This window comes from Mycobacterium kyorinense (assembly GCF_001672775.1).
In the GTDB taxonomy this organism is placed as follows: domain Bacteria; phylum Actinomycetota; class Actinomycetes; order Mycobacteriales; family Mycobacteriaceae; genus Mycobacterium; species Mycobacterium kyorinense_A.
This window is the reverse complement of sequence record NZ_LZKJ01000093.1, coordinates 49234-75504: the sequence shown is the minus strand read 5'-3', so window position 1 is coordinate 75504 and position 26271 is coordinate 49234. Positions and strand designations below refer to the sequence as shown.

At 65.0% G+C, this 26271-nt stretch carries 2 protein-coding genes (1 of these 2 only partly in view); both read right to left on the bottom strand.

Features of this window, described 5'->3' with window-relative positions; translation table 11 throughout:
- Window positions 1-45: 45 nt before the first annotated feature.
- Window positions 46-1311 carry a glycosyltransferase gene (locus A5707_RS10240; protein ID WP_065014386.1) on the bottom strand — a complete coding sequence of 422 codons (1266 nt, stop codon included), beginning with the start codon at window positions 1309-1311 and terminating at the stop codon, window positions 46-48.
- An 86-nt stretch (window positions 1312-1397) separates the two neighbouring features.
- Window positions 1398-26271, bottom strand: the 3' portion of a protein-coding gene (locus A5707_RS10235) for a non-ribosomal peptide synthetase (protein WP_065014385.1). The gene runs 2345 nt beyond the window's last position; the window shows 24874 of its 27219 coding nt (coding positions 2346-27219); its start codon lies beyond the right edge, outside the window; the stop codon is at window positions 1398-1400.

Sequence of the window (26271 nt, the reverse complement as noted above, 5' to 3'; positions counted from 1 at the left end):
GCTCCCAATCCGAGAGTGGCCGTCTCGACGGCATGCTTTCGCCCATCAGCCAACGCTCCTGAGGCGGGCGCCGTTTTCCAGGAGATCAGCCGCGGCTGCAACGCTTTCCGCGGGCTTCGTCATCCGGGTGGCGAATTCACGGGCCCGGGCCGCATATTGCGGGGCAAGGATAGTGCGCAGGTCCTCGGCCAGCGATTGCCGGGTAGTGCTCGAAAAGCGCCGGGCAGTGCCCAGCTTCAGTCGTTTGACCTGAATTCCCCACTGCGGCTGATCGGCGGCCGTCCACAGGATCAACGTGGGGACTCCAGCGCGCAGGCCCGCGGCCGTGGTGCCCGCACCGCCGTGGTGCACGACCGCGCGGCATGCCGGGAAGGCGGCTGCATGGTTCATCGCGCCCACAATTTTGACGTGTTCGAATTGGGGGATGTCGCCGACGTTAGACCCGCCAGAGCAAACCAAGGCCCGCTCGCCTAGTTGCGCACAGGCCGCGCCGATCATGGCGACCGTGTCTGCGGCAGATTCGACCGGTACGCTGCCAAACCCGAAATAAATCGGCGGCGTTCCCGCTGCAATCCACGAGGCGACCTCGTCATCGGCATCCGTCGGTAACTCCATTGTCAGCGCACCAACAAATGGCCGTTGCCCATTCCATTCCGCCCATTCGGCTGCCAACCCGGGAAAGCAAACCTCGTCATAGGCTTGGATTTCCAGCGACCCGCGCTCGGCGATCCGCCGCGCCGTGGATCTCCGTGTTTTCGGGAGGCCCAGTTCATTGCGCTGGGCGTCGTCGACCTTCTTCGTCATGCGCCAATACAGCCGCAGGTTCAAAGCCATTACCGAGCGCCCTAATGACGGCAGCATTGGTGTGAGCTGCCCGTGGGCCCTCGACGGGGCGTAATGCAGTGACGTCAACGGAATGCCAAGGTATTCCGCGACGTTCGCAGCGGGCTCCTCCAAACTCTGGCCGGTGATTAGTAGGTCGGCACCGTCAGCCAGCGACGTCAGTGTCGTGCTCGCCTCTCCCCAGCACTGGCTGACTAGCTCCCAAAGTTCGCGCCGCAATCTGTTCAGATCCTGGATCCTCCAGAAGCTGCGGAAGAGACGCGTCCACAAGTCGCGGTGGACGTCCATCCACGTCTGCGTGTCCAGTGCGTAGCCGACCGCCGCAAGCCCAGCCGCCTCGGCGAAGCCGACCAGGTCGGGCGGGACCGCCATGCGTACTTCGTGCCCTCGGCGCAGCAGCTCACGGCCAACAGCGACACCGGGCTCGACATCGCCACGGGTTCCATAGCATGCCAGCACAAATATCATCGCGATTCCAGCCTTTCACCTTCGTGCGCGTCCTGTGAATTGAAAGCCGCGGTGTCGTCCCGGCCCCTGGAGAATCTCAATTCAACTCACGCTTCCAATGAAAATTTGAGTTGTTGGCCATACAGGGTCAGCGATTCGGCGGTCAACATGACTTCATGAGAACAGTCGACCGGATACGTTGTGATGTCGCCAGTGACGTAAGGGCGCCAACTTTGCAGCAGAGATGAACTGCGGTCGCCCTCATCCCGCTGAGCCGAAAATATAATTATATCGCCGTCGAAAACGCCCGGCTCGTGAGCTCGCTGCAGCGCCATGCTACTGTTCATGTTTTCAATAAGGAAATCCAGCAGTTTTTTGTATCGAGGGAATTCGACGACTCCCAGTTCGCGAAGCAGTTCTTCTATTTGTTCGTAGGTAAGCGGGCCATCCTGTTCTGGGATGTCTATGCCGTTGAACCGCAAGGCTTCTTCCAGTATCTGCGCCTCGTCGATGGTTTGGTCTTGCTGGGTGTCGCTGATGTCGACGCAGGGCTGAGCGTCGAGAAGAATAACGTGGCTGATTGCGCATCCGCGTCGCTGAAGCTCGATTGCAAGTTCGTGGGCGACGACACCTCCAAAGGACCAGCCGAGAACGTTGTAGGGTCCGGCGGGGTAAGCGGTCTGGATTCTGTCGGCATAATTTCTCGCCATATCGCGAATTGAGCGGGGTTCAGCTTCTTCGGGTTGCAGGATTCGTTGAATTCCGATGAGGGTGCTGTCCACGTAGTTACCCAGCGTCTGGTATGGCCAACTCACCCCGCCCCCGGGGTGAATGCAGAACAGCGGAGCACCGGTGCCCTCCTTGAGGACCTCGACAGGAACTATCTCCGCTTCGTCACCGTGGCTAGCCAAATGCTGGCTCAGACTTTTCACGGACGGGGCGTGGAACAAGGTGCGCACAGCGACGTGGGCGTCGAGGCGTGTCTTGATAGCGGCGATCACCCGCATCGCCGAAAGCGAATCACCGCCCAAGTCGAAGAATGAGTCGTCGACGCTCACGCGCTCGAGGCCGAGTACCTCCGCGTAGATGCCGGCCAAGATTTCCTCGGTGAGCGTGGCCGGGGCGCGATAACGGGCGCGGTCTTGATATTCCGGTGCCGGGAGCGCGCGAGTGTCGAGTTTGCCGTTGGGGGTCAACGGCAGCTCCTCCAAGACGACCACAGCGGCGGGGACCATATACGCCGGCAGCCGCTCGGTCAGCGCGCTGCGCACCATGACCGGATCAGCTGTGCCGGTGACGTAACCCACCAACCGCTTATCACCGGGACGGTCCTCGCGGGCGATCACCGCCGTCTGACCCACCCCGTCCAGCCCGGCCAGCGCCGCTTGGACTTCACCAAGCTCGATGCGATACCCGCGGATTTTGACCTGCTCGTCAGCACGCCCCACATAGTCCAGCTGCCCAGCGACGCCCCACCGCACCAAATCCCCGGTTCGATACATCCGTGTTCCGGGCCCCCCAAACGGAGATGCCACAAACCGCGACGATGTCAAAGCCGCCCGGCCCACATACCCACACGCCAGCCCGCCACCGGCGACATACAACTCGCCAACCACCCCGACCGGCACCGGCTGTAACCAACTGTCCAGCACGAAGAAGCCAAGATGGGCCAACGGCTTCCCAATGGGACTGACACTGCGCCCGGCATCGGCGTCGACGATCGGCCGGAACGAGGCATGCACCGTTGTCTCGGTAATGCCATACATGTTGATCAGCCGCGGGGCTCCCGGGTGCTGGCCCAGCCACATGCCAAGACGTCGCGGGTCGAGCGCTTCGCCGCCAAACACCACCGTCTCAAGCTTGAGCTGATCTGCCAGCTCTGCTGATTGCGCATCGACAATCTGTAACGCATAAAACGCAGACGGTGTCTGGCTTAACACGCTGACCTGTTCACGAATCAGCAATGCATGCAAGTCTTCTGGCGAGCGGGACACCTCTTCGGGCACCACTACCAGCCGCCCACCATGCAACAGCGCACCCCAGATCTCCCACACCGAGTAGTCGAAGGCCAAGGAATGACTTTGCGTCCACACCCGCCCCGACAGCTCCAGATCGGTGTTCAGCGACTCCAGCAGTTGGGTGACATTGCTGTGGGTGACAGCGACTCCCTTGGGCGCACCGGTGGTGCCCGAGGTGTAGAGGATGTAGGCGATGTCGTCGGCCGCCGGCGCCGGTAAGCCCTTACTGGGTTGGGCGCCGATGCGCGCGTCGTTGATATCGATGACAAGCAGCCCACGGCCCTCGAGCCGTTCGGCCAACCCACTAGTGGTGAGCGCCGCGACCGGCGCAGCGTCATTGAGCAAGAACTCGATGCGCGCGTCAGGATGCATCGGGTCGATCGGCAAATAAGCCGCCCCGGTTTTGAGCACCGCCAAAATCGCCACGATCGCCTCGGCCGACCGCGAAAACAGCAGCGCCACATGCTGACCCGGACTCGCACCATGGTCAGCCAACAAGTGCGCCAACTGATTAGACGCCTCATCGAGCTGCCTATAGGTCATCGAACGGTCCGCAAAGCTGAGCGCTACCGCTTCCGGCACACGAGCCACCTGCGCACCAAACAACACCGGAATCGACACTCCAGATACCGCCGGCGCGCTCAACGCCGCGCGATTACCCCACCCATCCAAGCGGAGATGCTCACCAGCGTCGAGCAGATCGACCGATGACAACGGCCGGGTCGGGTCTGCCGTGATGGCCATCAACGTCCGCTGCCAGCGCTCGATGAGCGCTTGGATGCTGGCCGCGTCGAACACGTCGGTGCGAAACTCCACCGTCCCGCCGATCCCGGCGGGCTCACCAGCTTCGCTCCAACGCTCACCCAACGAAAACGTCAGATCCATGCGGGCGGTGTGGGTTTCCGCCGACAGCGGGGCGATTTGCAGCTCCCCCAAGGACTGCTCGGCGCCGAGGTTGCTGGCATGGCCGGGCAGGTTCTGCCAGGCCAACATCACCTGAACCAGCGGCTGATGGGTCAGGCTTCGGGTGGGGTTTAGCCGCTCGACGAGCACCTCGAAGGGCACGTCTTGGTGCTCGTAAGCGGCCAGACTGCGCGTGCGCACCTGGGCCAGCAGCTCAGCGGCGGTGGGATCACCGGCCAGATCGACCCTTAGCACCAAGGTGTTGACGAAAAAACCCACGAGTTCATCGAGTGCGGGGTCGCCACGTCCGGCGATCGCGATGCCGACGGCCACATCACTGCTGGCACAGAGCTTGGCCAGCAGCACTGTCAGTGCGGCCTGGATCACCATAAAACTGGACGCGTTGTACTGGTCGGCCACTCGGGCAACCTGCTGCTGCAGCTCGGCCGGCCAATCGATCGCCACACTGGCGCCGCGGTAATCCGCCACCGGTGGGTAGGGCCGATCGGTGGGCAACTGCAGACGCTCGGGCATACCGGCCAGCGCTTGCTGCCAGTAGGCCAGCTGCGCGGCGATTGGGCTGTCGGGATCGTCGAGCTCACCAAGGTGATCACGTTGCCACAGTGTGTAGTCGACGTACTGCGCCGTTAACGGCGCCCATCCGGGGGCTTGCCCCGCACTTCGGCTGGCGTAGGCTACGCCCAGATCGCGCACCAGCGGGGCGACCGACCAGCCGTCGGCGGCGATGTGGTGCGCCACCGCCACCAGCACATGCTCGCCCTCGCCGACCCGGAAAAGGGTTGCCCGCAATGGGATCTCGCTCGCCAGGTCGAAGGTGTAGCCTACGGCCGCGGCGATAGTCTGGCCCAGCCGGTCCGGCGGCCAACCGGTGGCATCGACGACGTCCCACCCGAAGTCGGCTTGCTCAGCGGGCACCACCACCTGCTGGGGCACACCGTCGACCGCTGGAAATCGCGTGCGGAGGCTCTCGTGTCGAACAAGCACATCGGCCAGCGCTGCACCCAACGCTTCGGCATCCAGCCGCCCACGCAGCCGTAGCGCCACGGGCATGTTGTAAATCGGTGTCGGCCCCTGCAATTGGTCGAGGAACCACAACCGGCTTTGCGCATAGGACAACGGGATTCGGGCTGGGCGCTCCACCGTTTGCAGAGGCGGGCGGGCGGGGCCGCCGCGATGGTGGTGCAGATACTCGGCCAATTCGGCGACGGTAGAAGCGTCGAACACATACCGCACCGGCACTTCCCGCCCAAGTGCTAGTTGCAGCCGCGAGCTGACTCGGGTAGCCCTGAGCGAATCTCCACCCAGGGCGAAGAAATCGTCGTCGAGTCCGACACGGGCCGCGCCTAGCACCTCGGCGAATACCTCGGCGATGATCTTTTCGGTCTGGGTTTGCGGCGCCCTGAAGGCAGCGGCCGCAAACACCGGCGCCCGCAGTGCTTTACGGTCGATCTTGCCTGAAGAGGTCAACGGGAACTCGTCGAGCACCACAATCTGCGATGGCACCATGTAGTCGGGCAACCACGCACCCAATCGCTGACGCACCTCGCCGATCTTGGTATTGGTCTGCGGATCGTTGGCGTAGGTGGCGCGCGGCTGGGTCTCGGCTACCGGCAAGTAGAGGTCGGTCAGTGCGATGTGCTGCTCAGGGTCGGTGAGCGTGATGAAAACCGCATCCAGCATGCCCGGGTGTGTGCCCCAGGTGACGGCCACGCGGTATCCGATGGTCCCACCGAGGCGGTACAGCGCTTCGGGCACAACGCCGTCGGCGGTCGTGGTGGCCTCGGTGAGCGCGTCGGCCAGCGACAACCCGGCGGCCAAACCGGCTTCGATGCGGACCTCACCGATCAGGCCGGCGCGCGGAATACCGGTGACGCGAACCGCGTTCGGCCGTTGGGATGCCAACCGGTCCTGCAGTCCGCCTAACCCGACGCAATCATTCCATGCCCAGTTAGCTGCGCCAGCCAGGGAATGCACCGGCGTGGGAGTTGTGTGGATGACGACGTCGTAGCGATGCCAGGTCAGCTCGTTGTCGGCCACCCCGCGTTTGACTTCAAGGTCAACTCCGGCCACCGACGCATGCTGGCCAGCCCAAGTGATGAAAAACTCAGGGGCTAGCAATAATTCGGTCTCACCGAGCATAGCGCGCTGGGCGCGTTGGCGAATCTCGTCGGCATCGACATCGTCGGTGCGTGCCAACGCCACTCCGGTCTGCAACGCGCCTTGCAGGGCGTGGTTGCGCACATCACCGATGAACAACGTGCCGCCCGGGGCCAACAAGCCTATGGCGTTCTCGATGACCTCCCGTAGATATGCGGCGTTGGGAAAGTATTGGATAACCGAATTGAGAACGATGGTGTCGAAATAACCCTGCGGCAGCGCGTCTACGACATCGGCCGGCCGGGTCAACAGTTCAACGCGGTCACGCCACTCGATCTGTAATTCCTCCAGGGAACGAGCCAGGCGTTGAATTGCCGGCGCCGACATATCGGTGCCGACATAGTGCTCGCAGTGCGGGGCGACCTGAGACAACACCAGCCCCGAACCCACGCCGATCTCCAACACCCGCGCCGGGTGCAGGGCCAGGATCCGATCCACCGTGGCCGCTCGCCACTCGACCATCTCGTCGAGCGGAATCGGATCGTCGGTGTAGCTGCTGTTCCAGCCCCGGAAATCCATGCCGAATCCGGGCACCTCCACCTCGGCGCCATACAACTCGTCATAGAGGTGTTGCCATTGTCCGACGGCCTCGGCGTCATGGTCGGTGGTAGCTGTCTGCGCCAAAGTGATGTAGGCAACCAGATGTGAGCCAGTGGCGCTCTGGTGCATAGCGGCGGCGGCCTGGATGACTTGTGGGCACGCCAGCAAGGTGTTCTCGATTTCACCCAACTCGATACGCTGCCCGCGCAGCTTGACCTGCGCATCGGCGCGGCCCAAATACTCCAACTGCCCATCTGCACGCCAGCGCACCAGATCCCCAGTGCGATACAGCCTGGCCCCAGCGCCCCCGGTGGGGTTGGCCACGAACCGTTCCGCAGTCAACTCCGGCCGGCCCACATAGCCGTGCGCCAGCGCCGGCCCACCCAGATACAGCTCGCCGACCACGCCAATCGGCGCCGGGTGCAGCCGCGCGTCGAGCACCAGCGCGCACACCCCCGAGATCGGGGCACCGATCGTGACCGATTGCCCCGCCGCCAGCGGCGCACAGGTAACCCAGATCGTGGTCTCGGAAGGGCCGTAGCCGTTGAACATCCGCCGACCCGGCGCCCAGGCGGCCACTAACTCCGCCGCGCAGGCTTCCCCTGTGACGATCAGCGTGTCCATCCCGTCCAGCCGGGCCCGATCCAGCGTCGCGAGCACCGTCGGGGTCAGCACGGCCGCGCTGACCTGCTGGTTCTGCAGCAACGCGGTCAACGCCTCCCCGGCGTACGCCTGCGGCGGTACCACCACCAACGCCGCCCCCGAGCCAACCGCCAACAACATTTCGCCGATCGACACATCAAAGGTCGGCGCGGCCACCATCAACGCCCGTGCAGCGTCACCCAACCCGAACGCCGCGTGTTGCGCGGCCACCCCCAGCAGACCAGCGTGGCTGACCGCCACCCCTTTGGGCACCCCGGTGGACCCCGAGGTGAAGACCATATAGGCGGTGTTGTCCGTCCCCAGCGGTGCCTGCCGATCAGCGTCGGTGATCGGATCCGCGCAGCGCCCCGACACATCCAGGCCGTCGATGCGCAGCACCGGACGCGCCCCGGCCCCGGCCACCGTGTCGGCACCGCAGCTCAACACACACACCGCCGCCACCGCGTCCAACACCGTGGCGATTCGCTCGACCGGATGGGCCTGATCGAGCGGCACGTACACCCCACCTGCCTTGACCACCGCCCACCAGGCCACCACCAACTCCACACACCGATCCATCGCCACGCCCACCGCGCGCTCTGGACCCACTCCCGACTCGATCAGCACCCGCGCCAACCGCGTCGACCACACATCAAGCTCGCGATACGACAGCTGTCGCGCACCGTCGATGACGGCCACCGCCGCCGGGTCGGCGGCCACCGCGTCAGCCAACACCTGCGCCGCCACCCCCACCGGCGCCGCCACCCCGGCGCCGGACCACTGGGTCAACACCAGATCACGCTCACCGTGATCCAGGAACGAGATCTCGCCCACCACCACCGCGGCGTCGGCCACCACCGCCTCGATCACCCGGCCAAACCAGCTGACCACCCGCTCGATGGTGGCCCGGTCAAACAAATCTGTGGCATACGACACCACCCCGGTGGCCATCGGCGCGCCCGCATCCTCGCTGGGCACCTCACCCAACTCGAAATCCAGATCGAACTTGGCAGTGCGGGTAGACCCACCCAGCGGCTCGATGCTGGCCCCCTCAAGCGCCGCGCTAGGACGCACATTGTTCTGGAAGGCCATGAGCACCTGAAACAGTGGATTATGCGCAGTGGAGCGCACCGGGTTGAGTTGCTCGACCAGCCGCTCGAACGGCACGTCCTGGTTGCTGTAGGCATCCAGCGCCTTAAGGCGCACCTGCTCGAGCACCTCGCTGAACCGCTGCGAAGAGGTGACCCCCACCCGCAGCACCCAGGTGTTGACGAAGAACCCGACCAGATCATCGAGCGCCTGATCCAACCGTCCGGCGATCGGCGTGCCCATTGCCACGTCTTCACCGGCGCCGGCCCGGTGCAACACCACCGCCAACACCGCCTGCAGCACCATCGAAGCCGTCGCGTTATGCGCCGCCGCCAGCGCCTTGACCCCCGCCCACGCCGGCGGGTCGATGCGCACCTCGATTTCGTCACCGCGGTAACTGGGCACCGGCGGGCGGGGCCGATCCGTCGGCAGCGACACCACCTCGGGCAGATCCGCCAACTCCTGCCGCCAATAGGCCAACTGCGCAGCGATCACACTGTCGGGATCAGACTCCGAACCCAACCACTCCTGTTGCCACAGCGTGTAATCGGCATACTGCACCGCCAACGGCGCCCAATCCGGTGCCCGGCCCTGTAGCCGCGCCCGATACGCCTCGGCGATATCCCTGACCATCGGCGCCAGTGACCAGCCGTCAAACGCGATGTGGTGCACCACAATGCCAACCACATGCTGCTCAGGACCCAGCGCATAGATCTGCGCCCGCACCGGGATGTCGCTCGACAGATCAAACCGATAGCCCGCCAACGCCACCAATTCGCCGACCACGTCCTGTTCGAGCACTGACGCCACCGCCGCCGCGTCCGCACGCAGCCACATCCCCGCCCCCGCTGGCAACACTTTTTGCAACGGCACACCGTCGATGTCGGGAAACACCGTGCGCAGCGCTTCGTGGCGAGCAATCACATCATCGAGCGCCGCCCCCAGCGCCTCGACATCCAACGGCCCATTGATCCGAAACGCTGTCGGCATGTTGTAGGTCGCCACCCCGCCCTCGAACCGGTTGAGGAACCACAACCGGCTCTGGGCAAACGACAGCGGAATCACCGCCGGCCGCTCAACCGCCACCAGCGGCTTACGCCGACCCGCATCCTCGCCGATCCGCGGCGCCAACCCAGCGACCGTGGGTGCCTCGAATAAAGTACGCACGGCAAGGCCGGCATCTAGGCCGGTGTTGACCGCGGCGACCAGGCGCATCGCCGAGAGTGAGTCGCCGCCCAAATCGAAAAACGAGTCATCGACGCCGACCCGTTCGACACCCAGCACACGGGCGTAGATGCCGACCAAGATCTCCTCGACCGCAGTGGTCGGGGCACGATACTCGCCAGCGGTGTATTCCGGCGCCGGTAGGGCGCGGGTGTCTAGTTTGCCGTTGACCGTCAGTGGCAGCGCGTCGATCGCCACGATCGCAGCTGGGACCATGTAGGTCGGCAAGCGGTCCGTCAGCGCGGCGCGTGTTGCGGTCGGGTCTGCTGTGCCGGTGATGTATCCGACCAGACGTTTGCTGCCCGGACGGTCTTCGCGCGCGATCACTACGGCCTGCTCCACCCCGTCGAGCTCGGCCAACACCGTCTGGATTTCACCGAGTTCGATGCGATACCCGCGGATCTTCACCTGCTCATCGGCGCGGCCCACATACCGCAACTGCCCATCAGCGCCCCACCACACCGAATCCCCGGTGCGATACATCCGTGTTCCAGACCCCCCGAACGGGGACGCCACAAACCGCGACGCCGTCAACTCGGTTCGGCCCACATACCCATACGTCAGCCCGGCACCGGCCACATACAGCTCACCGACCACCCCAGCCGGCACTGGACGCAACCATCGATCCAGCACAAACAACGCCGCGCCGGGCACCGGCGAGCCGATCGGCGGTGCCCCCGACCCGGCGACCAACGGCGCACTCAGCATCACAACCATCGTCGTCTCGGTCGGGCCGTAGGCGTTGATCATCACCCGCTCGGGAGCCCACCGATCCACCACCTCAGCCGGGCAGCTCTCACCCGCCACCACCAAAGCCAACGAATCCAAACCCTCAGCGGAGAGCATCGCCACCGCCGAGGGCGTCTGGGTAAGCACGCTGACATGTTCACCGATTAGCAAGGCGTGGAAGGCTTCCGGCGAGCGTGTCACGAAGTCCGACACCACCACCACGCGCCCACCGTGTAATAGCGGGCTCCAGATCTCCCAGACCGACGAGTCGAACCCATAGGTGTGACACTGCGTCCACACGCCTGTCGTCGGCAGATATGCACCCAGTGACTCCAACAACTGGATGACGTTGTGATGACTTACGGCCACCCCTTTGGGGACGCCCGTCGTACCCGATGTGTAGATGAGGTACGCGATGTCCTCGGGGGCCGGCGCCGGCACCGCGGTGCCGGGTTGACTGTCGACCGCGGAATCGTCGACATCGATAATTAACAGCTCATGGCCGTCTAGTCGATCGGCCAAGTCAACAGTGGTGATCGCGGCGATAGGCGCGGCGTCGGCGAGCATGAACTCGATCCGGGCCGTCGGCAGCGTCGGCTCGATCGGCAGATAAGCCGCCCCCGTCTTGAGCACCGCCAAAATCGCAACGATCGCCTCAGCCGACCGGGGAACCAGCAGCGCCACAACCTCACCTGGCCCCAGCCCGTGAGCGACCAGTAGGCGCGCCAACCGGTTTGCGGCCTCATCGAGTTCCCGGTACGTCATTGACCGGCCCTCGAATGTCACCGCCATCGCGTTAGGTCTGCACGCCACCTGTGCGGCGAACAACACCGGAATCGACACTGCCGCGGCCGGCGGTGTAGCCAGGACCGCCCGGTTGCCCCACTCATCGAGCCGTGCCTGCTCACCCTCATCGAGCAGATCGATCGACGACAGCCGCCGCATGGGCTCGACGGTGATCGCTGACAATAACCGCTCCAGTCGGTGGATGAGCGTCTCGATGCTGACGGTGTCGAACACGTCGGTGCGGAACTCAACTACACCGCGAATCCCGGCGGGCTCACCGGACTCGGTCCATCGCTCGGCCAACGAGAATGTCAGGTCCATGCGGGCGGTCTGGGTGTCCGCTGCCAGGGGGCTAACCTGGACATCACCCAAGCCCGGCTGGGCCCCGACGTTATCGTCACTCCCGGGCAGGTTCTGCCAGGCCAACAGCACCTGGATCAGCGGGTGATGAGTCAGGCTTCGGACGGGGTTGAGCCGCTCCACCAGCACCTCGAAGGGCACGTCTTGATGCTCGTAGGCGGCCAGACTGCGCGCGCGCACCTGGGCCAGCAGCTCCGCGGCGGTGGGATCACCGGATAAATCAACCCGCAACACCAAGGTGTTGACGAAAAAACCCACCAGGTCATCTAGTGCCGGATCACTGCGCCCGGCGATCGGGAACCCTACCGCCACATCAGAACTGGCGCTCAGCTTGGACAACAACACCGCCAACCCGGCCTGCACCACCATGAAACTGGTCGCCTGGTGCTCGCCAGCGATCCGGGTGATCTGCTGCTGCAGCTGCGCGGGCCATTCCACGGCCACACTGGCACCCCGGTAATCAGCCACCGACGGATAAGGCCGATCGGTGGGCAACTGCAGCCGCTCGGGCAACCCCGCCAACTCCTGCTGCCAGTAGGCCAACTGCGCAGCGACCGGGCTGCCGGGATCATCAAGATCCCCCAACTGCTCGCGTTGCCACAACGTGTAATCGACATACTGCACCGGAAGCGCCGCCCAGCCGGGGGCCTGCCCGACACACCGGCTGGCATAGGCCACACCCAGATCCCGCACCAGCGGCCTGACCGACCAGCCATCGGCGGCGATATGGTGAGCCACCGCCACCCACACATGCTCATCATCGCTGATTCGAAAAAGCGTTGCCCGCAAAGGGATCTCGGTGGCGAGGTCGAAGGTGTATCGCACTGCTGCAGCGACCACCTCACCCAGCCGCTCTGCCGACCAACCGCTGGCATCGACGACGTCCCAACCAAAGTGGGCGTCCTCGGCCGGCACCACCACCTGCTGCGGCACCCCCTCGACCGCCCCATACAAGGTGCGCAGGCTTTCGTGTCGGCCCACCACATCGGCTAGCGCCGCAGCCAACGCCTCAACGTTCAGCGCCCCGCTCAACCGCAACGCCACCGGCATGTTGTAGACCGGTGAGGGCCCCTCCAACTGATCGAGGAACCACAACCGATTTTGAGCAAACGACAACGGGACCCTTGCCGGCCGCTCAACGGCCACCAACGGCTCACGCCGAATCCCATCCCCGCCCACCCGTGGGGCCAACTGGGCAACCGTGGGCGCCTCAAACACCGCCCGCACCGAAAGTCCAGCTTCCAGAGCGTTATTAACCGCTGCCACCAGGCGCATTGCCGACAGCGAGTTCCCGCCCAAGTCGAAGAATGAGTCATCAACCCCGACTCGTTCGAGTCCGAGTATCTCGGCGTAGATGTCGGCCAAGACTTCTTCCGTGTGGGTCTCCGGAGCGCGATACTGCGTGGCGGTGTATTCCGGGACCGGCAGCGCGCGGATGTCCAATTTGCCATTGGGGGTCAACGGCAGGGTGTCCAGTGCCACCATCGCCGCGGGGATCATGTAGGCCGGCAGCCGCTCAGCCAGTTGTGCACGCAAGTCAATGGGGTCGGCAGTGCCGGTGACATAACCCACCAGGCGCTTGTCACCCGGGCGGTCCTCGCGGGCAACGACCACCGCCTGCTCCACTCCGGGTTGGGTCGCCAGCACCTCCTCGATCTCACCGAGCTCGATGCGGTAGCCGCGGATCTTGACCTGTTCGTCAGCGCGCCCGAAATAGTGCAGCTGCCCGTCGGCACCCCACCGCACCAAGTCCCCGGTGCGATACATCCGCGTGCCGAAACCCTCGAATGGGCAGGCCACAAACCGTGAGGCAGTCAACCCGGACCGACCCATGTAGCCGCAGCCCACCCCGGAGCCCGCCACGTACAACTCGCCGACCACACCGGCAGGTACCGGATGCAACCAGCCGTCGAGCACAAACAGCGCCGCCCCCGCCGCCGGCGTGCCGATCGGCACCACCTCCGACCCCGGGGCCAATGGCGCGCTCATCGCCGCGTACACCGTGATCTCCGTCGGACCGTAGGCGTTGATCATCACGCGGCCCGGTGCCCACCGATCCACCACCTCAGTCGGACAAGCCTCGCCGCCTACCAGCAAGGCCACTGACGCCAACCGCTCCGGCGAAAGCATCCCCACCGCCGACGGGGTTTGGGTCAACACGCTGACCCCTTGACCGATCATTAGGTCCTGGAAGTCATCCGGCGAGCCGGCCACCGACTCAGGGACCACCACTAGCCGCCCACCGTGCAGCAACGCACCCCAGATCTCCCACACCGAAAAGTCGAAGGCGAAGGAGTGACACTGCGTCCACACCTGTGCCGGTGACAGGCCGGCAGTTAGCGAGTCCGTCAACTGGGTCACGTTGTGGTGGGTGATTCCCACCCCCTTCGGCACCCCAGTGGTCCCCGAGGTGTAGATGATGTGGGCGATGTCATCAGGTTTCGGTGTCGGCAGTGCCGTACTCGGTTGGCCCTCAACAGCGAGGTCATCGACGTCGATGACAAGCACGTCGCGCCCGTCCAGCAGCGACCGCAGCGCCGTCGTGCTGATCGCGGCGCTCGGCGCGGCATCGTCGAGCACGAACCCAATCCTGGCCGTCGGCACCGTCGGGTCGATCGGCACATAGGCCGCCCCGGTTTTCAGCACCGCCAGAATCGCCACGATGGCCTCAGCCGACCGCGGCAAGAGCAGCGCGACGCACTGCCCCGGTCCGATACCTTGGCCAGATAGCAAATGCGCCAGCTGGTTTGAGGTCTGGTCAAGTTCGCGATAGGTCCACGACGCCTCACCGCAGCTGATCGCCACCGCATCGGCAGCGCGGGTTACCTGCTCGGCGAACAATTCCGGTATCGACGCCGGCGTCGCCGGCCGGCTCAACACCGCCCGGTGGCCCCACCGATCTAGGCGGGCATGCTCGTCGTCGTCAAGCAGATCCACCGACGACAGTGCTCGTGTCGGGTCGGCGGTGATGGCCACCAATACCCGCTCTAGCCGCTCGATCAGCGCCTCGATGCTGGCGGCATCGAACACGTCGGTGCGAAATTCCACGGCCCCCCGGATCCCGGTGGGCTCACCGGTCTCACCCCAGCGCTCGGCCAGAGAAATCGCCAGATCCATTCGCGCAGTGTGGGTATCAGCCGATAGCGGGGCGACCTGCAGATCGCCAAAATTCGACTTGACGGCGGGCTCGGCAGTCTGCGCAGGCAGGTTCTGCCAGGCCAACAGCACCTGCACCAGCGGGTGATGGGTCAGGCTTCGGGTGGGGTTGAGCCGCTCGACGAGCACCTCGAAGGGGACGTCTTGGTGTTCGTAGGCGGCCAGGCTGCGCGACCGTATTTGAGCAAGTAGCTCGCCGACGGTGGGATCACCGGATAGATCGACCCGCAACACCAAAGTATTGACGAAAAAGCCCACCAGGTCATCGAGCGCGGGGTCGCTACGGCCGGCGATCGGGAAGCCCACCGCCACATCAGAACTCGCGCTCAGCTTGGACAGCAGCACCGCTAGGGCCGCCTGGATCACCATGAAACTGGTCGCGTTGTGCTCGCCGGCTACCCGGCCGATCTGCTGCTGCAGCTGCGCCGGCCAATCCACGGCCACACTGGCACCCCGCTGATCAGCCACCGGCGGGTAGGGCCGATCGGTGGGCAACTGCAGCCGCTCGGGCAGTCCCGCCAAGGTCTCTTGCCAGTAGGTCAACTGCGCAGCGGCGCGGCTGCCGGGATCGTCGAAGTCTCCCAGCTGTTCACGCTGCCACAGCGTGTAATCGACATACTGCACCGGTAGCGGCGCCCAGCCTGGGGCCTGCCCGACAGACCGGCTGGCGTACGCCACTCCCAGATCACGCACCAACGGGGTGGTCGACCAGCCGTCGGCGGCGATGTGATGGGCCACCGCCACCAACACGTACTCATCATCGGCAACCCGGAAAAGCCAAGCGCGCAGCGGGATCTCGGTGGCCAGGTCGAAGGTGTAGCGGACCGCGGCGTCGACGGCCTCAGCCAGCCGCTCCGCTGACCAGCCGCTGGCATCAACGACGTCCCAACCCACCTCGGCCCGCTCGACCGGGACCACCATCTGCTGGGGGGTGCCCTCGACAGCGGCGAATAGTGTGCGCAGACTCTCATGGCGGCCCACCACGTCACCCAGCGCCGCAGCCAAGGCCTCGACATCCAACGCGCCACTGATCCGCAACGCGACGGGCATGTTGTAAATCGGTGACGGCCCCTGCAACTGCTCCAAGAACCACAGCCGGTTTTGGGCGAACGACAACGGCACCACCGCGGGCCGCGGGCCAGCGACCAACGGCTCACGTCGACCCGTACCACTGCCGACACGGAGCGCCAATTGGGCAACCGTGGGCGCCTCGAACACGGTCCGCACGACCAGGTCGGCATCCATTCCGGCATTGATCGCCGCGATCAGGCGCATGGCGGACAGCGAATCCCCGCCCAGTTCGAAGAATGAGTCGTCGACCCCCACCCGCTCGAGCCCGAGGACCTGGGCGTAGATACCGGCCAGGATCTCTTCGATGGCGTTGGCTGGAGCTCGATAGCGATCGCCATCCTGGTAGTCCGGTGCGGGCAAGGCCCGCTTGTCGAGTTTGCCGTTGGGAGTCAGCGGCAGCGTTTCCAACGCCACTACGGCGGCCGGCACCATGTAGGCCGGTAGCCGTTCGGCCAGCCTGCTACGCAGCCCGGCGGGATCGGCTGTCCCGGTGACATAGCCCACCAGACGTTTGTCACCGTGGCGGTCCTCGCGGGCGACGACTACCGCGTGCTCCACGCCGGCCACGCCGGCCAGCGCTCCCTGAACCTCACCGAGTTCGATTCGATACCCGCGGATCTTCACCTGCTGGTCAGCGCGCCCCACATACCGCAGCTGGCCATCAGCGCCCCACCACACCAAGTCTCCGGTGCGATACATCTGCGCGCCCGGCCCGCCGAACGGGCAGGCCACAAATCGCGACGACGTCAGCGGTCCCCGCCGCACATATCCGTACCCCACCCCCGAACCGGCCACATACAACTCACCGACCACCCCAACCGGAGTCGGGCGCAGCCAGCCGTCCAGCACGAAAAAAGCAAGATGCGCCAACGGCACTCCGATGGGACTGGCATGGCTGTCGATATCCGACTCGACGATCTCCCGGAACGACGCATGCACCGTCGTCTCGGTGGTGCCGTACATGTTGATCAGCCGGGGTGAGTTCGGGTGGTGGTGCACCCACATCCCCAGGCGCTGTGGCTCCAGCGCCTCGCCCGCGAAGATCACGGCCTGAAGCTTGAGCTGGTCTCTCAGCTCGGGCGCCAGCCCGTCGGCGGTTTGCAGCGCATAAAACGCCGAGGGGGTCTGGCTTAAAATGCTGACTTGTTCGGCAGCCAGCAAGGCATAAAACTCTTCCGGCGAACGGGCCACCGACTCGGGCACAATCACTAGCCGCCCGCCGCGCAGCAACGCACCCCACATTTCCCAGACCGAAACGTCGAACGCCAACGAATGCCATTGCGTCCACACCTGTTCTGGTGGCAAGTCGGCGTTCACCGACTCCAGCAGCTGGGTCACGTTGCGATGAGTGACGGCGACCCCCTTGGGGACACCGGTAGTGCCTGAGGTGTAGATGATGTAGGCGACATCGTCGGGGAGCGGCGCAGGTAGCGCTGTACTGGGTTGGGCGTCAATGTCGGTGTCGTCGACATCGATGATCAGCAGATCGCATCCGTCGAGCCGCGACCGCAGACCAGCGGTGGTGATCACCGCGATCGGCGCAGAATCTGCGAGCATGAACTGCATCCGCGCTGCCGGTACCACCGGGTCGATCGGCAGATACGCCGCACCGGTTTTGAGGACGGCCAGTATCGCCGTGATCGCCTCAACGGACCGCGAAAACAGCAGTGCCACACACTGACCGGGACCCACACCATGAGCAACCAGCAAGTGCGCCAACCGGTTAGCGGCCTCGTCCAGCTCCCGGTAACTGATGGAGCGGCCTTCACAGGTCAACGCCGTCGCCTCTGGGACACGCGCGACCTGCGCCGAGAACAACGCTGGCACCGACACCGCGGTGGTCGGCTGGGTCAATACCGCCCGGTTGCCCCATTCGTCTAGCTGGGCGTGCTCGCCCTCATTGAGCAGATCGATCGACGACAGCTGCCGGCTCGGCGCGGCGGTGATCGCCACCAGCACCCGCAGCAACCGTTCGATGAGCGCCTCGATGCTCGTCGCATCGAACACGTCGGTACGAAACTCCACTGCTCCCCGGATCCCGGCGGGCTCACCGGTGCCGGTGAAATGTTCGGCCAACGAAAATGTGAGATCCATGCGCGCCGTTTGGGTGTCGACCGTCAGGGGGCTGACGTCGACATCGCCCAGGCCTGGGTTGACGGCGTGGTCAGTGTCTTGTCCGGTAAAGTTCTGCCAGGCCAACAACACCTGGATCAGCGGATGATGGGTCAGGCTTCGGGTGGGGTTGAGGCGCTCCACCAACGCTTCAAAGGGCACGTCTTGATGGTCGTAAGCGGCCAGGCTGCGCGATCGGATTTGAGCCAGCAGTTCGGCGATCGTGGGATCACCCGATAGATCAACCCGCAGCACCAAGGTGTTGACGAAATAGCCCACCAACCCGTCTAGCGCCGCGTCGCCGCGGCCGGCGATCGGGAACCCCACCGCCACATCGCAACTGGCGCTCAGCTTGGACAACAACACCGCCAACGCGGCCTGCACCACCATGAAGCTCGTCGCGTGGTGCTCACCAGCGATCCGGGCGATCTGCTCCTGTAGGTGCGCGGGCCAATCCACGGCCACACTGGCGCCGCGATAACCAGCTACCGGCGGATACGGCCGATCGGTGGGCAACTGCAGCCGCTCGGGCAACCCCGCCAACGCCTGCTCCCAATAGGCCAGCTGCGCAGCGATGCGACTGTCGGGATCATCCAGATCCCCCAACTGCTCGCGCTGCCACAACGTGTAATCGGCATACTGCACCGGCAGCGCCGCCCAGCCTGGAGCCTGCCCGACACACCGGCTGGCATACGCCACGCCCAGATCCCGCACCAACGGGGTGACCGACCAGCCGTCAGCAGCAATATGGTGAGCCACCGCCACCAACACATGCTCATCAGCAGAAACCCGGAAAAGCGTTGCACGCAACGGAATCTCGGTCGACAAGTCAAACGTGTAACGCACCGCCGCTTCGATGGTCTTTCCCAGCGACTCTGCCGACCAACCGCTGGTGTCAATGACCTGCCAACCAAAGTCGGCCCGCTCAACCGGAACCACGACCTGTTGAGCTACCCCGTCGACCGCGACAAACAGAGTGCGCAGGCTCTCCTGGCGGCCCACCACATCGGCCAGCGCCGCAGCCAACGCCTCGACGTCCAACGCCCCGCTCAACCGCAACGCCACCGCCAGGTTGTAAACCGGCGACGGCCCGTGCAACTGGTCGAGGAACCACAGCCGGTTCTGGGCAAACGACAACGGAATCCTGGCCGGCCGCTCAACGGCCACCAACGGCTTACGCCGACCCTGACCGCCGGCGACCCGCGGGGCCAACTGGGCCACCGTGGGCGCCTCAAACACTGCCCGCACCGAAAGATCAGCCGCCAGGGCGGTGTTGACCGCGGCGATCAGCCGCATCGCCGAAATGCTGTCGCCACCCAAATCGAAGAATGAGTCGTCGACCCCGACCCGCTCCAGTCCAAGGATCTGGGCGTAAACGTCGGCGAGGATTTCTTCGGTGGGACTGGCCGGAGCGCGATACTCCGTCGCAACGTATTCCGGTGCCGGCAGTGCACGGATATCGACCTTGCCGTTGAGCGTCAGCGGGACGGCGTCCAACGCCACCACGGCTGCGGGGATCATGTAGGCCGGCAGCCGCTCAGCCAATGCTGTGCGCGACGCGACTGGATCGGCGGTGCCGGTGATGTAACCCACCAGGCGTTTGTCGCCGGGGCGGTCCTCGCGGGCAACCACCACCGCCTGCGCCACCCCATCTAAGGCGTTGAGCGCTGCTTGCACTTCACCCAATTCGATGCGATAGCCGCGGATCTTGACCTGCTCATCGGCGCGTCCCAAATACTCCAGCTGTCCATCAGCACGCCAACACACCAGGTCGCCGGTGCGATACATCCGCGACCCGGTCCCGCCGAGCGGGCAAGCGACAAACCGCGATGCCGTCAACCCGGTCCGGCGCACATACCCACAGCCCACCCCTGACCCGGCCACATACAACTCCCCGGCCACCCCGGCCGGCACTGGGCGCAACCAGGCATCGAGCACGAACAACGCCGCACCCGGCCGCGGTGACCCGATCGGCACCACCCCCGACCCTGGTGTCAGCGGCGCACTGATCGTCGCGTACACCGTGGTCTCCGTCGGGCCGTAACCATTGACCATCACTCGCCCCGGCGCCCACCGCTCCACCACCTCGACCGGACACGGCTCAGCAGCCACCACCAACGCCGTCGATTCCAAGGTCTCCGGGGAAAGCAGACCGACCGCCGAGGGTGTTTGGCTTAACACACTGACCTTTTCGGCAACCAACAGGTCCTGAAAGTCCTTCGGGGAGCGCGTCACCTCGTCGGGCACCACGACCAGGCGCCCACCGTGCAGCAGCGGCCCCCACATCTCCCACACCGAATAGTCGAAAGCCAACGAATGACACTGCGACCACACCTGCTCTGGGGCCAACTCCCAACCCACATCCAGTGAGTCAAATAACCGGCTCACGTTGCGGTGTGTGACGGCCACCCCCTTAGGGGTGCCCGTCGTGCCCGAGGTGTAGATGATGTAGGCGATGTCATCGGCAGCCGGCGCCGGCAATGCCGTGCTGGATTGGGCATCGATGCGTGGATCGGCGACATCGATGACGGCCAACTCGCACCCGTCGAGCTGTGACCTCAGACCAGCGGTGGTGATCACCGCGGTCGGCGCGGCGTCCGCAACCATGAACTGCATCCGCGCCGTGGGCACCGCCGGATCGATCGGCAGATACCCCGCCCCGGACTTGAGCACCGCCAGAATCGCTGCGATCGCCTCAACCGAACGCGAAAGCAGCAATGCCACATACTGACCCGGACCCACACCGAGATCAATCAACAAGTGCGCCAGCCGGTTAGAGGCCGCATCCAGTTCTCGATAGGTCCAGATACAGTCGCCGCAGACCAGCGCGACCGCCTCCGGGGAACGCGCCACTTGGATGGCAAACAACTCCGGAATCGACGCCCCGGTGGGTGCCGGCGCAGTCAGCACCGCCCGGTTGCCCCATTCCTCTAACCGAACCCACTCAGCCGCATCAAGCAGATCGACCGACGACAACCGCCGAGCCGGCTCAGCGGTAATCGCCAGCAACACCCGCTGCAGCCGCCCGATCAGTGTTCGGATGCTGTCTGCATCAAACACGTCGGTACGAAACTCCACTGCCCCACCAATGCCATCAGGCGCACCCTCATCGGTGAAGCGTTCACCCAGCGAAAACGCCAAATCTGTACGGGCCGTGGAAGTATCAGCCCCCAACGGGGACACCTGGAGGCCACCCAGGGCCATCCCGGCGGCGTTACTGTCCTGCCAGTCGGAGTTCTGCCAGGCGAGCAGGACTTGGATCAGCGGGTGGTGGCTCAGGCTTCGGATAGGGTTCAGGCGCTCGACGAGGACTTCGAAGGGCACGTCTTGGTGCTCATAGGCGGTGAGACTGCGCGATCGTATTTGGGCCAGCAGCTCAGCGACAGTAGGGTCACCGGATAGATCAACCCGCAGCACCAGGGTGTTGACGAAGAAGCCCACAAGGTCATCGAGCGCAGGGTCGCCGCGCCCGGCGATTGCGATGCCTACTGCCACATCAGAACTGGCGCTGAGCTTGGACAAAAGCACCGTTAGCGCGGCCTGGATCACCATAAAGCTGGTGGAGTTGTGCTCACTGGCTACTCGGCCGACCTGCTGCTGCAATTGCGCGGGCCAATTCACGGCCACACTGGCACCGCGGTAATCAGCCACCGGCGGGTAGGGCCGATCGGTGGGCAACTGCAGGCGCTCGGGCAGCCCGGCCAACGCCTGCTGCCAGTAGGCCACCTGGGCAGCGATTGGGCTGTCACTGACGGCTAGGTCACCGAGGTGTTCACGCTGCCACAGTGTGTAGTCGACATATTGCGCCGGTAGCGGCGCCCAGTCGGGGGCCTGCCCGACACAGCGGCTGCCGTAGGCCACCCCCAGATCCCGCACCAACGGGGTGACCGACCAGCCGTCGGCGGCGATATGATGCACCACCGCCACCAACACATGCTCTTCGTCGGCCAGGCGGAAAAGCCATGCCCGCAAGGGAATTTCGGTCGCCAAATCAAAGGAATAGCGTACCGCCGCGTCGATGGCCCCACCCAGCCGCTCCGACGGCCAATCAGCGGCATCCACAACCTGCCAACCCAACTCGGCACGCTCGGCGGGGACCACTATCTGCTCAGGGATCCCCTCGACCGTCGCAATCAGAGTGCGCAGGCTCTCATGGCGGGCCACCACATCGCCCAACGCCGCACCCAACGCCTCAACATCCAGCGCTCCGCTGATCCGCAACGCCACAGGCATGTTGTAAATCGGCGACGGCCCCTGCAACTGATCCAAGAACCACAACCGGTTTTGGGCATACGACAACGGGATCCGTTGTGGGCGGGGCATCGGCTGCAGCGGCGGGCGGGCGGGCCCGCCACGGTGACGATGCAGATACTCGGCCAGACCCCCGACAGTGGGCGCGTCGAACAGGTACCGCACCGGCACTTGGCGGCCCAGCGCCAGTTGCAGCCGCCCACTGACCCGCGCAGCGATCAGCGAATCCCCGCCCAGGGCGAAGAAGTCGTCATCAAGACCAACTCGGGCCGCCCCCAACACCTCGGCGAACACCTCGGCCACGAGCTTCTCGGTAGGGCTTTGCGGCGCCCGAAACGTCGTTGCTGCAAATTTCGGTGCGGGCAGCGCTTTTCGGTCGATCTTGCCCGAGGAGGTCAGCGGGAACTTCTCGAGCACCACAATCTGAGCCGGCACCATGTAGTCGGGCAACCATGCGCCCAACCGCTGTCGCACCGCACCCAGTTTGGAGTTGGTTTGCGGATCGTTGGCGTAGGTGCCGCGGTGCCCGACCTCCGGCAAGTACAAGTCAGTCAGCGCGATGCGCGGGTCCGCATCGTTGTCGGCCAGGAAGACCGCATCCAACATGCCCGGCTGGCCACCCCAGCTCACTGCGACCTGATACCCGACGTCGTCCCCAATGCGATACAAGTCTTCGGGCACAACAGAACCGGCGGTGGTGGCGGCAGCGTCGGCAAGCGCGTCGTCTAACGCCAGCCCAGCCTCGAGGGCGTGTTCGACGCAGACCTCACCGATCACCCCGGCACGCGGAATTCCGGACACGCGAACAACACTCGGACGTTGGGCTAGCAACCGCTCCGCTAACCCCTCCAGGCTCGGATGGTCGGTCCATGCCCAGACGGGTGCATCGGCCAGTGAGCGCACCGGGGTGGGGGTGGTGTAGATGATGACGTCGTAGCGGTAGCGGGTCAGTTCGTTGTCGGCTACTCCGCGTTTGACTTGCATCTCAAGCCCGGCCACCGACGGATTCTCAGCAGCCCAAGTGGTGAAATATTCTGGGGATAGCAGCAATTCGGTCTCAGCGAGCATCGCGCGCTGAGCTCGTTGGCGGATCTCGTCGGCATCAGCGGTAGCGTCCTGGGTAAGCGCGATCCCAGTCTGCAACGCGCTTTGCAGGCTGTGGTTGCGCACATCGCCGATGAACAGCGCGCCACCCGGGGCTACCAATTGCAAAGCGTTGTCGATGACGTGGCGCAGATAGGCGGCGTTAGGGAAATATTGGATGACAGAGTTGACAATGACGGTGTCGAAATAGCCGTGGGGCAGCGCTTCGATGACATCGGCGGCCTGGCAACGTAATTCGACTCGCTCACCCCAGGGCTGTGCGGCCACCGCCGCCTGCAGGCCCGTGATCGCTGCCGCGGACATGTCTGTGCCGACATAGTGCTCACACTGGGGGGCGACTTGCGAGAGCACCAGCCCCGAACCGACCCCGATCTCCAGCACCCGCGCCGGATGCAATGCACGGATCCGCTCCACGGTGGCCGCGCGCCACTCGGCCATCTCCTGCAGTGGAATCGGCTTTTCCGTGTAGCTGCTATTCCAGCCCCGAAAATCCATACCGAATTCCGGCGCCGCGACCTCAGCGCCGTACAACTCGTCATAGAGGTGCTGCCACCCCTCAACGGTCTGGGTGTCGTCCTCGGCGCTGGCGATGTCCTCAAGAGTTACGTAGGCGATCAACTGTGCGCCGGTAGCGCTGTGGTGCACGCTGGCGGCGGCCCCAGCGACTTGCGGGCAAGCCAACAGCGTGTTTTCGATCTCGCCCAACTCGATACGCTGCCCACGCAGCTTGACCTGCGCGTCAGCGCGGCCCACATAGTCCAATTGCCCCTCAGCGCGCCAGCGCACCAGATCCCCAGTGCGATACATCCGCGTACCGGCACCGCCAAAGGGGTTGGCCACAAACCGTTCCGCGGTCAGCCCCGACCGGCCCACATAGCCACGCGCTATCGCGGGGCCACCCAGATACAACTCACCGACCACTCCGACCGGCGCTGGGGACAACCACCCGTCAAGCACCCATGCGCGTACCCCCGCAATGGGGCCACCAATACTGATCGGCTGCCCTGCCACTAACGGCGCGCTACCGGTGGCCCAAATCGTGGTCTCGGTCGGCCCGTAAGCATTGATCATCACCCGGCCCGGCGCCCAAGCAGCCATTAACTCGCTCGGGCAGGCCTCTCCCATCGTCAGCAGCGTGCCCAGGTCGTCGAGCCGACCCCGGTCCAGCGATGCCAATACCGTCGGCGTCACCACTGCCGCGCTAACGCGGTGGTCGTGCAGTAACCCCGTCAGAGCCTCGCCGGCATACACCCCCGGCGGTGCCACTACCACCGCCGCGCCCGACCCCGCGGCCCACAACATCTCGAACACCGAGGCATCAAAGGTCGGCGCGGCCACCATCAAGACCCGCGCATGGTCACCCAAGCCGAGCAGCTCGCGTTGCGCCGCAGCCACCCCCAACAGTCCGGCATGGCTGACCGTTACCCCCTTGGGCACCCCGGTCGACCCCGACGTGAAAATCACGTACGCGCCGTTGTCGGCCCCCAACGGCGCGAGTCGATCGGCCTGGGTGATCGGATCAGCACGGCGTCCCGAGACATCCAGCTCGTCGATGCGCAGTACCGGCCGCGCCCCAGCGGCGGCGACATCGTCGCCACCGCAGGCCAATACACACACTGCCCCTGCCGCATCCAACACCGCGGCGATGCGCTCCACCGGATGCGAACGATCCACCGGCACGTAGGTGCCGCCGGCCTTGACGATGGCCCACCAGGCCACCACCAACTCCACACACCGATCCATCGCCACGCCCACCGCGCGCTCCGGACCCACCCCGGCCTCGATCAGCACCCGCGCCAACCGCGTCGACCACGCATCCAACTCGCCATACGACAGGCTGCCCGCACCGTCGACCACGGCCACCGCCTGCGCATCGGCCGCCACCGCCGCCGCCAATATTTGCGGCGCCGCCCCCACCGGCGCCTCAACCCCGACACCAGACCACTGCATTAGCAACAGATCTCGTTCACCGCGATCGAGCAACGACACCTGGCCCACTACCGCCGAGGCATCAGCGATCGCCGCCTCGATCACCCGGCCAAACCAACCGACCAACCGCTCGATGCTGGACCGGTCAAACAAATCCGTGGCATACAACACCACGCCTGCAGCCACCGGCGAGCCCGCCTCCTCACCAGGCACCTCGCTCAGCTGGATGTCTAAGTCGAACTTTGACGTTTGGGTGAACACGGCCAGCGGCTCGACGCCGACTCCGCCGAGTGCCACTTCGGGGCGCGCATTGTTCTGGAAGGCCATGCCCACCTGAAACAGCGGGTGGTGCGCCGTGGAGCGCACCGGATTGAGCTGTTCGACCAGCCGCTCGAACGGCACATCCTGATTGCTGTAGGCATCCAGTGCCTTATTCCGCACCCGCTCCAGCACCTCGGAAAACCGATCTTGCGAAGACACGCCGACGCGCAGCACCCAGGTGTTGACGAAAAACCCGACCAGATCATCCAGCGCCTCATCGACCCGCCCGGCGATCGGGGTGCCCATCGCGATGTCCTCACCGGCGCCGGCCCGGTGCAACACCACGGCCAATACCGCCTGCAACACCATCGACGCCGTCGCGTTGTGCGCCGCCGCCAAGGCCTTGACTCCCGCCCACAGCTGCGGGTCGATACCCACCTCCACCACATCACCGCGATAGCTGGGCACCGCCGGGCGAGGTCGGTCGGTCGGCAGCGACACCACCTCGGGCAGATCGGCCAACTCCTGCCGCCAATAGGCCAACTGCGAAGTAATCACACTGTCGGGATCAGACTCGATTCCCAGCCAATCCTGTTGCCACAGCGTGTAATCGGCATACTGCACCGCC